The following is a 13815-nucleotide window of genomic DNA, read 5'->3' on the forward strand; positions in this document are numbered from 1 at the left end:
GAACCACCGGTCCGGCGCACCGGACACCCGGCCGGCGCACTCGGTGCACCGGCCGGATCGGCCGGTGCACCGAGTGGCCGTCAGGATGCTCCGGCGGACCAGTGGTCGGAGCGCACATTGGGGCTCGGGAGCGGATAGACGCCCTTGTAGGCCGGCCCGTTCGGCTTGGACTCGGAGTCGGCGACCTTCGACTCCTTCACGCAGGGGCTGTCCGCCTCGAAGAAGGCCTGCCCCTTGGCGCGAACGCTCACGCTGATGCCGAATCCGTCCTTCGTCACCGCGTAGACCGCCGGGAACTCCGTGTCGTTGTTCTTCGCCTTGATGCGGTAATCGCTCGTGCGCCAGAACTTCTCGACCTGGTCCAGGAAGCTCTGCCTGCGGTCCGCGGACACGATGGTCATGACGGTGCGCCTGCGCGTCACATCACAACTGCCCTTGGTCGTCGGGCCGTGGGCCCACTGCACCTCGGGGTCGATCTCCTTCAGCACGGCGTCGAGCATGCTGTCGGCCCGGTCGGCAGCCTCCTGCATGTCCATGCTGCTCCCCTTGGTGCCCGTGGCGCTCTTGGTGGCCGTGGTGCTCGTGTTCGCACCCGACTGCGCATTCTCGCTGCCGCAGGCGGACAACGTGAAGCCGACAGCCAGAGCCACCGCAATGATCTGGAACCTTCGACTCATCGCTGTTCCTCCATCTTGAGCCGGTCGGAGTGTCCCGACACGATAAGAGCGATGCTGTCGGCGGACATGGCGTCCCGTACCGGGTTGAAGTAGTTCGAGTGTGCATCGAAGCTCAGACCGTCACCACTGACCAGTGGCTGGCCGGGGGCCACCGGGAACCGCGTGGCGCCGAAGGCCTTGCTCGCCGGGTCCTTGCCGAACCAGAGGTCGTCGTCGCCCGGGTCGGCCAGGTCCCCTGCGGCGTACGCACCGGCCGGACCGCCCAGGATCATCCCGATCCCACCCACGACGACCTGCGTCTTGGACGGGAGCTTGGTCACCGGGTCGTTGGCCGCGGCGCCGACGAAGACGTGTCCGGCACCGACTCCGAGGTCCACGGCCCGGTCCACGCCCACCCCGGGGCTGCCGACCAGGATGATGTCGTCCACCCCCGGAATCCCGCCGAGGTGCTCAGCCGCGGCGCCGACGGTGCGGGAACCGTAGGAGTGCCCGATGGCCGTGATGTGCGGGTCCTTGTTCTGGTTGGTGGCCGAGATGCCGCTCATGAAGTCGTTGTACGCCACGCCGCCCTTCTCCGCCCGGCCGGTGCCCGCGACCGCCAGGCTCGACAGCCCGTCCGGCGTCTGCGGTGCGTCGTATCCGAGCCAGACGATCGCCGCGCTGGACGGGTCGTAGCCCTGGGCGCCGATCGCCGTGTCACGGGCGCGCTTGAGGTCGTTCTTCGCGAATTCCTCGTCGAGGGAGGTGTTCAGTCCCGGCACGTAGGCCGACACGTTCTTCGAGGTGTCGGGGTTCCCGTACGAGACGATCGCCCGCCCGTTGCCCTCGTCGCTGATGCCGATGAGGTACATCGGGGGCTGACTGCCCTCCTTCAGCTGCCGGTCGATCTCCCGCAGCCCGGCCAGCTTCTCCTTCGACGCCTTGTCGCTCTGGCCCTCCAGCTTCGAGATCAGATCCGGCAGGTTCCGGCGGTTGGCCGTGTCCCGGTCCGCCACCGGAATCCCGTCCAGGCCGCCGATCTGGTCCGGGGAGAGCTCCAGGTACCGATCGCGCTGCTGCTGCGTCAGCCCGTTCCACCAGGCCTCGCGGCCGGCCGGGCTGGAGCCGCGCGGGATGCGGTCGTTGAGGTACTGCCGCTCACCGTCCCGTACCGCCGACTCGACGCGCGTACCGGACCCGGGCAGCCCGGTGAGCGCGCCGCCGCCGCCGGAACCCTTGGCCACGTCCCAGGCAGCGGCCACGTACTGGCCCTTGTCCCACTTGCCGCCCGCCTTGTTCGCGACCTGTGCGTACTGGTCGACGACGCCCTTGGCGGTGTCGCCGGGGTGCGCGATCGTGTCGATGGCCCCGGTGACGTCGCCCAGCAGCCCGTCGTCGCCCACGATGCCGGTGAAGAAGTTGCCGTCCGAGCCGCCCTTGGTGCCCGGGACCGGGGTTTGTCTACCCGCGTTGACCTCTGTAGAAGAACCGCCGGTTCCATCCGAACCACCGGCCCCACCGGAACCACCAGCACCACCAGAACCACCCGAGGCCCCGGCCCCACCGGACCCGCTGCCGCCGGAGCCGCTGCCGCCGGAGCCGCTGCCACCGGAGCCGCTGCCACCGGTCGAGTCCGACCCGCCGGAGCCCGTTCCACCGGTCACGGTCGCGCCTTCGGACCCTGCGCCGGAACTGGTGCCGTCACCGCTGCCGTTCCCGTTCCCGTTGCCGTTCCCGTTGCTCCCGCCACCGGCGACGGCACCGGGGGGCGGGCAGGCACTGCCAGTCAGCTGGCAGATGGCGTTCCGGAGCTGGCCGGACACCTGCCCGCCGATCCCCGTGGCCACGAGCCCGCCGATGAGGGCCACGACCACGAGGATCATGCCCAGGTACTCCATCGCGGTCTGACCGTTGTCGCGACGCGACTTGATCATCCGTACGATGCTGAACGGCCGGTGCTCGACGCGCTCTTCGGGGGCGAGCCGGAACCATGCGCGCGACCGGGGCCGGCACAACAGGACGAGGACGACGACGGGCATCACCAGTTGCGTCACGCCCCTGCCGTTGTCCGCGTCGTTCAGCGTCGCCAGCGCACCGAGCGTGAGCCAGGCATGCACGGCCAGGAGCCCGCGCCAGACCCAGACGCCACCGCTGCGCAGGTACAGCGACAACCCGAACCCGATGATGCCGGGCAGCGCCGCGTACAGCACCATGCCCAGCAACCGACCGTCCACCGCATCGACGGAGGAGGCCACGAGCAGTACGTCGAACGTGCCCACGACCGTGAGGACGAAGAGCAATCGGACGAGAATCAGTACCGCCTGCAAGGGGCGTGACAATGGCTGCCTGCCCGGAGGGACCTCGGCGGTGCTCACGTCAGCACCACCCGGTACCGCTAGTTCTCGTATGCCAGACACGGCGAGTCTCCCCAGCTTTGTGAGTGGGCGCAGCGACAGTTCCCCCCGGTATCCGTATGCGACCACAACAACGCAGGGCCCGGCATGGGCCCCAGGGCCCAATGCCGGACTCAATGTTCGGGCACCCGCCCAGCCCTCCCCTTTCCCTCACCGACCGTGCCGTTACGGGTCATTGGGGGCGGTGGCGGGGCGTCAGGAAGCTCCGGCGGACCAGAAGTCCGAGTGGACGTTGGGGCGGGGAAGGGGGTAGAAGCCGTCATAGCCGGGGCCGTTCGGCAGCGTGGTGGATTCCGCAACCTCCGACTCCTCCACGCAGGGGCTGTCCACCTCGAAGAAGGCCTGGCCTGCGCCACCGATGCTGAGACTGACTCCGAAGCCGTCTTTCGTTTGCGCATAGATCGCCGGAACATTCACATTCTTGTTAACGGCCTTGATCCTGTACCCACTCCGGCGCCAGAAGCGGTCCACAACGCCCAGAAAATTCCCCCTTCGACCTTCGGATACAACAGTCATGACGACACGCATACGAGAAACATCGCAGCTACCCGTACTGGTTGGCCTGTGCGCCCACTGGACTTCCGGCTCGATCTCTCCCAGTACGGCATCAAGAATCTGATCAGCGCGATTCGCCGCATCCTGCATGTTCACACCCTCACGCCCTCCCGGACTTGGCGAAGTAAATCCTTCTACGCAACCAGACAGCACCGAAGACAACACCATCACTACAACAAGAGCGCGAAACTGAGACCTCACCGAAGCTCCTCCATCTCGATATCGTGAGACCTCCCCGCAGTGATCAACGCAATACTGTCTGCGGACAGGGAGTCCTTCTTCGGATCGAAGTACTGGGAGTGCGCACCGAGCGAGAGACCATGTCCACCAACAAGGGGAGGCCCCTCTTTGACGGGGAAGCGTCGAGCACCGAAGGCTCCACTCGCCGGATCCTTGCCGAACCAGAGGTCGTCGTCCCCCTGATCTGCAATGTCCCCTGCCAAATATCCGGCCACTGGACCGGCAGCGATCGTTGCCACGGCGCCTACGACATCCTCCCGCCCAGACGGGAGCCTGGTCACCACATCATGTTCGGCTGCTCCAACGAAGACGTGATCCCTGCCGACCCCGAGGTCCTCAGCACGATTGACACCTACCCCAGGGCTGCCTACCAAGACGATGTCGTCAACTCCCGGAATGCCAGCGCCGTGTTGCGCCGCAGCTCCTACCGTGCGCGAACCGTACGAGTGCCCGATTGCCGTCAGGTGCGGGTCCCCGGTTTCGTTAGTGGCCGAGATCCCAGCCATGAAACCATTGAAGGCAACGCCACCCTCCTCGGCTCTTTTCGTTCCCATCACCGATAAACTTGCGATGCCATCCGGCAATTGCGGTGCGTCATATCCGAGCCAAGTGATGGCTGCACTGGAGTGATCGTATTTATGAGCACCCTTCGCAGTGTCCCACGCCCGCTTGACATCGCTTGTTGCAAATTCCTTATCCAACGAAGTGTTCAGCCCAGGGACATAAGCCGCCACGTTCTTCGCCGTATCCGGATTACCAAAGGAGACGATCGCCCGCCCGTTCCCCTCGTCCCCGATGCCGAGCAGGTACATCGGAGGTTGGGTCCCCGCCCGCAACTGCCGATCGATCTCCCGCAGCGCCGCCAGCTGTGTCTCCGACTTCGCGTCGTCCCGCCCCTCCAACTTGCCGATCAGCAGCTGGATGCTGTCCCGGTTCGCCGCATCCCGCACCAAGGCCGGAATGTGCCGATCTGGTCCGGGTACACCGCGAGGTACTCCTCGCGCTGTTCGTCCGTCAGGCCGGACCACCAGGCCTTGCGTTCGGCCGGTGACGCGTCGCGCGGGATCGCGTCCTTCAGGTAGCCGCGCGCCGCGTCCCGTACCGCTGCCGCGTCGCCCGCCGCGTCCTGCCATGTCGAGTCCGGGACCTTCAGGCCCTCCTCGGCCTTCAGCTTCCGCAGGATCCGGGCGTACCGCCAGTCGATCTCGGCCGCCGTCCGCACGGCCTTCGCCACCCGGTCCGCGATGTCCTGCGCCTTCGCCACGTTCGGGTTGGGGGCCACCAGGGGCGAAGGCGCATGCAGTCCGGGCGCCTCGCCCCCGACCACCGCCGTGCCGCCCGGCAGGGGCTTGCCGTCGATCAGGCCCTCGCCCGCCGCCGGGTACGTCACCGAACCGTCCGCGTGCACGGTGAGCTTCAGGTTCTCCGCGTCGTCCAACGCCTCCCGCAACGCCCGCTGTTGGGCGCGCAGTTCATGGGCCATGCTGTTCAGTGTCGTACGGAGCAGACCGCACTCCGTGTAGACGTAGCTCAGGTTCCGGCTCATCTGCCGCAGCCGCCCGACCGCCGCCCTCGCCGCCTCGCCGTGCTGCGTATCGCGCAACCCGTTGAGCAACTGTGTCTCGATCCGGTCCCGGCCCGCGTCGGCGCGGTTGCTCGCCTTGCCCCACCCGTCGGCCGCGCCCTCCAGATCGCGGAGCGGCACTGTGCCAAATCCGGTGGCGGCGACACGCCACACATCCGGACGCCAGTGGGCGGAGCGGGCCCTGGTTCCCGGGCGTCCCAACGCGGTGCCCCCGAGCGCGGATCACCCGAACGGTGGACGGATGCCGGGCCCTACCCGCGTCCGCCGCCCCCGCCGTACGTCCTCGGGTCCGCCGTGGCGAGCCGGTGCAGCACCGCGGCGGCCCGGTCCTCGGGAGGGGTGCCGTCCTCCGGGATGTGCCACATGAAGTGCTGCCAGGAGGCGTATCGGGCGTGTCAGCGGTGTCAGGCGCGCGAGCCGTTCCCGGGGTGGCCACCAGAGGGCCCAGCACATCCGTCAGTGCGGCGCGGGCCGCCTTATGGCGTTCTGGTCCGTCGGCGTTCCGGCGGGCCCGGCAGCGCGTATCCCCCTCGGGGGAGCCTGCCGGCGGGCTCCGCGCGATGAAGGCGCAGGGCGTAGACGTACAGCGAGAGCCCGGGAGTGAGCGCACCGCGCCCTTCCGGGGCGCTCAACGGGCGGGGTGGGTCTCGATTCCATGAGTCATGCGCGGAGTCTGGCAGGCGCCGCTGACCGCTCGCCAGCACTTTTCACCCCCGCCCCGCCACGCAGCGCACGGCCCGAATCCGAGCCCGAACCGGGATCCGAAGCCGAACGGGAACCCGAACCCGAACCGGGATCCGAGCCCGAGCCCGAACCCGAGTCCGAGGGAAGAGCCGGTTCTTAGGCCGATTCCGGGGACGTCAGCAGGACGTCAGTGAGACGTCAGCGGAACGTGAGCGATCCACAGGATGCTTTGGTTGTCAAGAGGTCAGAGAGAGCGGTTCGCCGCAGGATCCGGGCCTTGTCTCACGCTCATCCTGGGAGAATTCCATGCGTACGATCCGCACCCGCAAGCACACCGCTGCTCTCGGCGCCGTCACCGCGGTGCTCGCTCTGGCCCTCACCGCCTGCGGCGGGGGCGACACCGGCACGAAGTCCGCCGGCGACGCGAGCGACGCCGCCACGGTCGCCTCTTCGACGGACACCTCCAAGTCCGGCGACGCCGCGAAGACCGCGGACCGCTCGAAGACCGGTGGTACCGCGCAGAACACCGGGGCCACGAAGACGGGCACCTCGAACACGGGCACGTCCAAGGGCGGCTCCGCGGCGAGCGGCAACACCAGCGACAGCTACGCCTACAAGCACCCGTGCAAGCCCGGGGACCTGTCGGTGCGCGTGTACCCCCGCGAGGGTTCGGCCACCCAGCACGTGATCGAGATCAACAACACCGGCGCGAACTCCTGCGGCCTGAGCTACTTCCCGCGGGTCAGCCTGGGCGCCGCGAAGGCCGCGGACCACAGCAAGGACATCACGCCGGCGGTTCCCGGTGGCCTGGGCGGCGCTCCCGCGTACCCGGTCAAGCCCAAGACGGCCGCCATCGCGGTGATCGACCTCAACCCGAGCGGTGCGAACGGCGTGACCTGGATCGACGAGATGAACGTGCTCGCCGACGGCGACCACATGCCCAACGCGGACACGCAGAACTTCCCGCTCGGCCCGGACGTCAAGGTGCTCGACCCGAAGCTGGGCCTGTACCGGAGCACGGTCGCCGACGCAGTGCGCTCCATGCAGTCGGCGGGCAAGTCCTGACCCGCTTAGCCGGACCGTACGACGAACGCGGTGGGACGCACCATCTCCCCCTCCCCCTTCGCCGTACGCCCCGCACCCGACACCGAGGGCCCGGATCACATGGGATCCGGGCCCTGCGACGTTCACGGCCGCGAGGCGCTGCGCATGCAGCAGGCGGCGGCCGTCGTCATCGCGCGCCGCGGGAACTCCGGAGCGGCACGACCGACCTTCGGCGCAGGCGCTAAATCGAGCCAGTTCGCCAAAGCGGGCAAAGCCGTGCTCCGGATCGAATACTCCCTGCCGAACCCCGGGTTCCGCGCGGACCGCGCCCGTCCCGGGCTCACCTCGCCGCACGAGAACCTGAAGCTGGGCGCCTGGCGCGAACCCCGACGACGTCCGTTCCCGAGGCGGCCCCGCGCCGCGGTGGATGACCTGAGGACGGTCCGAAAACGACCAGAATCCGGACGAGGACCGCTACGCGGGATGGGTAACGTTCGACGGGTGTCAGAGTCGTTGCCACGGGGGGCGAGGTGAGGGCAGTGAGCGGCGTAGTTGTCCATCTGCCACGGGTGGGCGGTGGCGTCGGAGGGGTGCCGTTCGGTGGCCCAGTGACGTTACGGCTCGGCCCGGGGGAAGTGGCGCGTTTCGGACGGGGCTCGGCTACGACCCCGGTCGAACTGCGCCTCGACGACGCGGCCATCTCCCGGCTGGCCGGCGAGATCCGGGTCACCGACGACCACTGGCAGCTCAGCAACCACAGCGCGACCCAGAGCTACCTTGTCGAGAACCCGGAGGGAGCGGGAGAGTATCTGCGGGTCCCGCCCCGGCGGGCCGGCGCCCCCATCCCCTTCGAGTTCTCCCGGGTCGTGCTGCCCACCCGCCGGGGCACCACCGTCGCCTTCCAGGTGTTCGCACCCGACCACGTCTATCTGGACCCCGACGGCATGGCGGGCCAGTGGGGCAGCCGCACCGTCATGGCGTACTCGCTGGACGAGACGGCCCTCTACTTCCTGGTCCTGGTCGCGCTCTGCGAGCCTCGGCTGCGCGACGAGTCGCCGGTCGCGGTGCCCACCACCCCGCAGATCGTCGAACGGCTCAGGAGCCATGCCGCGTGCGGCCAGTTGAAGGCCCGCGCGGTCAGCTCGCACATCGACTACCTCGCCGAGGAGAAGATGCGGATCAGCGCTCCCCCCGAACGCCCCTCCGGAGCCGGAGCCGGAGCCGGAGCCGGAGGAGCGCGCCGCAATGGCAAGCGGGAGGCCCTCGTCGGGATCGCGCTGCGGTTCGGACTCGTACGGGAGGAACATCTGGCGCTGCTTCCGCCCCGGTGCGGGCGGGGTACCGGAGGGGGAGACGGTGCGTGGCAGGGGCGACACATCGGGAAGTGACCGTACGGAGCTGCTCCCGCGCGGCTACCGGGTCGGCGGCTGGGAGGTCACCGAGCCGATCGCGTCCGGCGGCTGGGCAACGGTGTACGCGGGCCGGTCGGTCGATCCGGCGCAGAAGCCGGCCGAGGTCGCGCTCAAGTTCCTGCCGACCGCGGGGCTCGCACCGCGCCAGGCCCGCAAGGTCGCGGAGACCGCCCGGCGAGAGGTCGAACTGGACCGCCGGGCCGGCCATCCGCGCCTGATCCACCTGCTGGGCTCCGTCGTGATCAGCGATCCGGACCGGGCGTTCCTGGACGGAGCGATCGTGCTGGTGATGGAGCGCGCCGAGCGCAGCCTGCGGGACCTGTTCGACGCCGGGGTCGCGGAGGCGGACGTCGCCGGGCTGTTCGCCGGGATCTGTGAGGGCCTGGCCCATCTGCACGGCAGCGGCTGGGTGCACGGCGACCTGAAGCCGGAGAACATCCTGCTGATGGCCGACGGTGCGCTCAAGCTCTCGGACTTCGGGCTCGCCACCGAACTGACCGGCACCGACGGCACCCACGGGTACGCGCCGCCGATGGGCACCCTGGACTACCTCCCGCCCGAGCGCTGGCAGGCCCCGCTCGGCGAGCACGGCGTGGAGGTGCGGCCCAGTGCCGACATCTGGGCCCTGGGCATCATGGTCCACGAGGTGTTCGCGTCCGGCGCCTCGCCGTTCCCCGGCGCGACACCAGTGGCGCGCGGCGCGGCGGTACAGGAGTACGCCGACGGGCGCGCGCCGCTGCGCATCGACAGTGCGGTGCCGCCGTTCTGGCGCGCCCTGGCCATCGACTGCCTGGCCCCCACCCACGCCGACCGCTCCGCGCACAGCGCCGGGAGCCTCCTGGCGCGCATCACCGCTCGGTCGGCCTCGCCCCGCCCGGTACGCCGCCGGCGGGGGACCCGCGCCATCCTGGTGACCGTCGCGGTGTGCGCGGTGGCCGCGACGGTCTGGTCGCACGCTGCCGACGACGCCGCGTCGGGCGCGAAAGGTGAACCGCCGGGCCGGCTACGGGTGTTCAACGCCGACGACGACTGCAGGGACCGTACGGACCGGAACCCGCAGTGCAGCCTCGGCCTGGCGATCGACCCCCTTCAGCCGTACACCGTCGACAACGTCGTACCGACACGGGTGTGGCACGGCGACGTCCTCGCCGTCGACTGCCGCCTCCCCCAGGGGATACCGATCATCGACGAGTCGGACGCGAGCTCCACCGAGTGGTACCGGATCCGTCTGCCGGCCGGCGCCACCCGCTCCTCGGCCTGGCTTCCCGCCGTACGCACGACGGACCACCCCCGGGTTCCCGACTGCCCGCGGCCCAAGCCCGTTCGATGAGTGTCGGCGTTCGCGCCGCGGGCTGTCACTCCGGATCGTTCCGGATGTCCTGCCCGGCAGCCCGACGACTACTTTGCGGACCGGCAGCCACCGGAAGGAAGAGGGACCAGCCCATGCACGGCACGCGCTCGCTCCTGCTCGACGGGGCCCTCGCCCTCGCCTCCCTGACAGCGCCGACCCTGCGGTGCATCGACGACAGCTCCCCGGGCTTCCGTACCTGGCCGTGCGACGACACCCCGTACCGGAGCTGATCCTGACCCCGAGCACCGATCAACTCACTTTCCCCGCAAGGCTCTTCCGACTCGAAGGAGCAGTCAGGTGCGTGGCTCGACCGAACGACGCGCGATGTGGAGATCAGCGGTCCTGCTGGTCGTGGTGGCCGTGACCGGCCTCGGCAACCCGGCTTTCGCCCAGGGCACCCGCGACGTGCCGGGCCCCCTCGGGAACTCCGCCCCGGCCGCGCTGTACTGCGACATCCCGGCGGACCGGGACATCGCCGTGACCCGCAAGGTGTACGAGGTCGGACAGCGCCGCGGCGTGTCCGACAAGGTGATGCTCGCCGGCTTCGAGACGGGCTGGGTCGAGTCCCGCATGAACAATCTGGCGTGCGGGGACCGGGATTCGCTCGGTGTGTTCCAGCAGCGGCCCTCGATGGGCTGGTGCGAACCCGCCCAATGCCTCGACGTCGACTTCGCGGCGAACAAGTTCTTCGAGGTGGCCCAGCAGATGGAGCCCGACTGGGACACCGCGGGCGAGCTGGCCCAGGCCGTCCAGCGCTCCGGATACCCGGAGCGCTACCCCCAGGCGGAGGGCTATGCCCGGGAGCTGATGGCCGAGGCGTTCCAGCCGTACGGCACGATCGGGGCGAAGTACGCCGGCCTGGGCGGCCCCGGCGGCCCGCTCGGCCCACCGGTCCGCGCCGAGGAGGACTCCTCGCTCGGCGGACGTTTCCAGCAGTTCCAGAACGGGATCGTCATCTGGCACCCCGACGAGGCCCACGCGATATACGGGGACATCCTGACGAAGTTCTGGGACACGGACGCCGAACGCCGCTGGGGCTTCCCCACCACGGACGAAGCCGACGCCGCACAAACACCCGACGGAACCCGCGGCCGCTACCAGTTCTTCGAACACGGCCTCTTCCTCTGGTCCCCCCAGACCGGCGCACACACCGTCCACGGCGCCATCTACGACGCCTTCCACGCCGCCGGACACGAAAGCGCACTCGGCTACCCCCTCACCGACGAAACAGACGAAGCAGGCGGCAAGGCCCAGAAGTTCCAGAAGGCCACCATCCACTGGAACGCCGACCGAGGCACCTGGATCACCGACAACTAGCCGTCCCATCCCCACTGCCACTTCCGACCAGGAGGTCGTGTTGAACGACTACCGTCCCACCCGCAGGAACGTCCTGAAGACCGCAGGCGGCCTCTCCGCCGCACTGGCGCTCGGCGCCGCTGGCGTCCTCGCGACAGCCACGGCGGCGAGCGCGGCCGGTGACGGCTTCGGGCTGCACATCGTGGACCGCAACGAGAACGATCCCCGCATGAAGTACTACCGGTTCCAGACCGACGCGATCGGCTGGAACCCCGGCGTCAACGTCCTGCTCCCCGACGACTACGCCACCAGCGGCCGCACCTACCCGGTCCTCTACGTGTTCCACGGCGGCGGAACGGACCAGGACTTCATCACCTTCGACCGCCTGGGCATCCGCGACTGGACCGCGGGCAAGCCGGTCATCGTCGTGATGCCCGACGGCGGCCACGCGGGCTGGTACTCCAACCCGGTCAGCTCCAACACCGGCCCCCGGAACTGGGAGACTTTCCACATCGCCCAGCTGCTCCCGTGGATCGACGCGAACTTCCGGACGTACGCCGAGTACGACGGCCGCGCGGTCGCCGGGTTCTCGATGGGTGGCTTCGGCGCGTTGAAGTACGCGGCGAAGTACTACGGCCACTTCGCCTCGGTGAGCGCCCATTCCGGCCCGGCCAGCCTGCGCCGCGACTTCGGCCTGGTCGCCCACTGGGCCAACGCGTCCTCCGCGGCCCTGGACCTGGGCGGCGGCACGGTCTACGGGGCGCCGCTGTGGGACGAGGCCAGGGTCACTGCCGACAACCCGGTCGAACGCATCGAGAGCTACCGCAACAAGCGGGTGTTCCTGGTCGCCGGTACGAGTCCCGACCCGGTCAACTGGTTCGACACGGTCAACGAGACCCAGGTGCTCGCCGGGCAACGGGAGTTCCGGGACCGGCTCGGCGCGGCGGGTATCCCGCACGAGTGGCACGAGGTGCCCGGCGGGCACTTCGTCCGCCCCGATCTGTTCCAGCGCGACCTCGACGGTGTCATCGCCCGACTCCGTAAGGCCTGACGCGGCGCCGTGAATGGCCCGGCGCCTTGAACGACCCGGCGCCTTGAACGAGGCGGACCCACGATGTCGGGACCGGTCGGAACACCCGGTCCCGACGTCGTGTTCTCTCCTCCCCCGCCGGTTCGTACCGGGCCCCACCCCACACCCCCTCAGCCACACGGAGGAACGACCATGTCCACTCCCTCGCAGCCGGAGCGCCGAGACGCCTCCCGCCGGTCGGCGCTCAAGGCAGGCATGGGCTTCGCCCTCGGCGCCGGCCTGCTGGGCGCTGCCCCCGGTGTGGCAGCCGCTCGCGACCGATCCGGGCCGGCGGCCGCCGGACGACCGGCTCCGCGACTGCTCCAGACCGGGACGCCGCTGTGCGAGCAGCCCGGCGACTCGGCGAGCGCCCAGGGTCTCGGCTCCGGCGACCTGGCGATCCCGTACTACCGGGAGCACGACAACACCTGGGGTTACGTGTTCGGCGACGCGTTCGGCGGAATCGCCCAGGCCGACCCCTACCTGGGGTCTCCGGTGATCCTGAACCAGGCCGGCTTCGACGCCTCCGGCCAGACCCCGATCTCGTTCTCCTGGGCGATGCCCACCGGCGGCGCCGCCGACCAGTGCTTCGACTACGCACACTGGGCGGACAACGGGCACGGTTTCGAGATCTCCCGCATTCCCAACGACTGCATCGAGTTCGGGGGACGCACCTACATCCAGTACACGTCGGTGGCCCTGTGGGAGAAAATCCCGGCCGGGTACGACGGCTCGCTGATGTCGGGCGTCGCGTACTCGGACGACTATGGCGTGACCTGGCAGGACTACCCGTACCACTGGCCCGGCGACACCCAGGGGACGAACCAGTCCATGTACGGGATGTGGTCGTTCGCGGGCATCGACCCCGACGGCTGGCTGTACATCTTCTCCAAGCGCTGGAACGGCACACACGCGAACACCGCCGACGGCGGTGCGATCCAGCTGTTCCGCATCCGGCCGGACGAGTTCCGTGCGGGCAACTTCGGAGCCCAGGAGAACTGGGCCTATCTGGAAGGCCGTTGGCAGTGGACGACGACGGCGGCACCGTCGATCATGCTGTCCGGGAACAAGATCGGGGAGTTCTCCGTCAAGCGGATCGGCAACACGTACTGCATGAGCTACTTCGACGTGGACGACTACTCGATCTGCACCCGCACCGCACCCCGCCCGGACGCCGCATGGACCGCCCCCAAGCCCCAGATCGTCGGCGACGGCCTCCCGCCACACCACTGGGGCAAGCCCCAACTCCCTTTCCTCTACGGCGGATACATCCACCCCGGCAGCGCGAGCGCCACGTCCCTGACCCTGATCGCCTCGCAGTGGCAGTCGGTGAACCACGGAAAGACGCCCTACCGCGTCCTCCAGTACGACGGCATCCAGCCCTGACGTCCTGCGGCGGGCCCGCTCCCGGGGGGGGGGCGCCCGGGTTTCTCCCAGGTCCCCCCCCCTTGTGGGGAAAAGCAACAAAACAGGGAGAGGGGAATGGTTTGACAGCCCCCCCTCGTCCCT

General features: G+C 69.4%; 10 protein-coding genes and 1 pseudogene. 7 read left to right on the forward strand and 4 right to left on the reverse strand.

Annotated elements, in window-relative coordinates:
* Window positions 1-80: 80 nt before the first annotated feature.
* The 4 genes and pseudogenes from ACFVX4_RS18505 to ACFVX4_RS18520 form a co-directional block, all read right to left on the reverse strand.
* Complete coding sequence (locus tag ACFVX4_RS18505) at window positions 81-677, reverse strand: hypothetical protein (protein WP_389978090.1); 597 nt, start codon at window positions 675-677, stop codon at window positions 81-83.
* A complete protein-coding gene (locus ACFVX4_RS18510) occupies window positions 674-2983 on the reverse strand; it encodes an alpha/beta hydrolase (RefSeq protein WP_389978093.1) in 2310 nt (769 codons plus the stop codon). Before ACFVX4_RS18510 ends, ACFVX4_RS18505 begins: the two co-directional genes overlap by 4 nt.
* A gap of 282 nt (window positions 2984-3265) precedes the next feature.
* Window positions 3266-3715 carry a hypothetical protein gene (locus ACFVX4_RS18515; protein WP_389978161.1) on the reverse strand — a complete coding sequence of 150 codons (450 nt, stop codon included), beginning with the start codon at window positions 3713-3715 and terminating at the stop codon, window positions 3266-3268.
* 107 nt (window positions 3716-3822) lie between these two features.
* A pseudogene (locus ACFVX4_RS18520) lies at window positions 3823-5603 on the reverse strand (alpha/beta hydrolase).
* Window positions 5604-6440: 837 nt separating this feature from the next.
* Between ACFVX4_RS18520 and ACFVX4_RS18525 the strand changes: the two are divergent.
* From ACFVX4_RS18525 to ACFVX4_RS18555, 7 genes are all read left to right on the forward strand, one after another.
* The gene (locus tag ACFVX4_RS18525) at window positions 6441-7199 is read left to right on the forward strand and encodes a DUF4232 domain-containing protein (RefSeq protein ID WP_389978096.1); all 759 of its coding nucleotides are present in this window, start codon (window positions 6441-6443) and stop codon (window positions 7197-7199) included.
* Between the two features lie 518 nt (window positions 7200-7717).
* Entirely contained in the window at window positions 7718-8566 is an 849-nt protein-coding gene (locus ACFVX4_RS18530; RefSeq protein ID WP_389978099.1) for a serine/threonine protein kinase, read from the forward strand.
* The gene (locus ACFVX4_RS18535; RefSeq protein WP_389978102.1) at window positions 8535-9920 is read left to right on the forward strand and encodes a serine/threonine-protein kinase; all 1386 of its coding nucleotides are present in this window, start codon (window positions 8535-8537) and stop codon (window positions 9918-9920) included. Before ACFVX4_RS18530 ends, ACFVX4_RS18535 begins: the two co-directional genes overlap by 32 nt.
* A gap of 113 nt (window positions 9921-10033) precedes the next feature.
* Window positions 10034-10171 carry a hypothetical protein gene (locus ACFVX4_RS18540; protein WP_389978105.1) on the forward strand — a complete coding sequence of 46 codons (138 nt, stop codon included), beginning with the start codon at window positions 10034-10036 and terminating at the stop codon, window positions 10169-10171.
* A gap of 94 nt (window positions 10172-10265) precedes the next feature.
* On the forward strand, window positions 10266-11258 hold the full coding sequence (locus ACFVX4_RS18545; protein ID WP_389978164.1) for an LGFP repeat-containing protein: 993 nt from the start codon (window positions 10266-10268) through the stop codon (window positions 11256-11258).
* Between the two features lie 40 nt (window positions 11259-11298).
* Window positions 11299-12288 carry an alpha/beta hydrolase gene (locus tag ACFVX4_RS18550; protein WP_389978108.1) on the forward strand — a complete coding sequence of 330 codons (990 nt, stop codon included), beginning with the start codon at window positions 11299-11301 and terminating at the stop codon, window positions 12286-12288.
* A 171-nt stretch (window positions 12289-12459) separates the two neighbouring features.
* A complete protein-coding gene (locus ACFVX4_RS18555) occupies window positions 12460-13692 on the forward strand; it encodes a DUF4185 domain-containing protein (protein ID WP_389978111.1) in 1233 nt (410 codons plus the stop codon).
* Window positions 13693-13815: the final 123 nt, after the last annotated feature.

The organism is Streptomyces sp. NPDC058240, assembly GCF_042882135.1.
In the GTDB taxonomy this organism is placed as follows: Bacteria; Actinomycetota; Actinomycetes; order Streptomycetales; family Streptomycetaceae; genus Streptomyces.

Bases quoted from the DNA above. Each gene is read 5' to 3' on its own strand.
- ACFVX4_RS18540 (WP_389978105.1), top strand. From the start codon at position 10,034: ATGCACGGCACGCGCTCGCTCCTGCTCGACGGGGCCCTCGCCCTCGCC.
- ACFVX4_RS18515 (WP_389978161.1), bottom strand. From the start codon at position 3,715: ATGCAGGATGCGGCGAATCGCGCTGATCAGATTCTTGATGCCGTACTG.
- ACFVX4_RS18525 (WP_389978096.1), top strand. From the start codon at position 6,441: ATGCGTACGATCCGCACCCGCAAGCACACCGCTGCTCTCGGCGCCGTC.
- ACFVX4_RS18545 (WP_389978164.1), top strand. From the start codon at position 10,266: ATGTGGAGATCAGCGGTCCTGCTGGTCGTGGTGGCCGTGACCGGCCTC.
- ACFVX4_RS18555 (WP_389978111.1), top strand. From the start codon at position 12,460: ATGTCCACTCCCTCGCAGCCGGAGCGCCGAGACGCCTCCCGCCGGTCG.
- ACFVX4_RS18505 (WP_389978090.1), bottom strand. From the start codon at position 677: ATGAGTCGAAGGTTCCAGATCATTGCGGTGGCTCTGGCTGTCGGCTTC.